At 48.7% G+C, this 275-nt stretch carries 2 tRNA genes (1 of these 2 cut by a window edge); both read left to right on the top strand.

Features of this window, described 5'->3' with window-relative positions:
- Window positions 1-63 precede the first annotated feature (63 nt).
- Window positions 64-137 (top strand) — tRNA-Asp (locus tag DWZ69_RS03660).
- Window positions 138-221: 84 nt separating this feature from the next.
- Window positions 222-275, top strand: a tRNA-Val gene (locus DWZ69_RS12155); it runs 71 nt beyond the window's last position.

The following is a 275-nucleotide window of genomic DNA, read 5'->3' as shown; positions in this document are numbered from 1 at the left end:
AAAGAGGAGTTATCTCCGGATGTGAAATTTTTCAGTGTGTGGTTTTGAATGTATAATTCAGATGGCCCGGTGGCTCAGCTGGTTAGAGCGCCGCCCTGTCACGGCGGAGGTCGTGGGTTCGAACCCCATCCGGGTCGCTAAAAAAGAAAAGAAACTGATGCGAGGAGGTCGAAAGCAGTAAGCACGCTTTCTCAACCTCTTTTATTTTTATCAAAAAGAAATGGGATCTTAGCTCAGCTGGGAGAGCATCTGCCTTACAAGCAGGGGGTCACAGG

The sequence above is a fragment of the Eubacterium sp. AF34-35BH genome (genome assembly GCF_003477765.1).
Lineage (GTDB): Bacteria > Bacillota > Clostridia > Lachnospirales > Lachnospiraceae > Eubacterium_G.
Note: the sequence above shows the minus strand (reverse complement) of the source record. Positions and strands in the feature narration are given on the sequence as shown.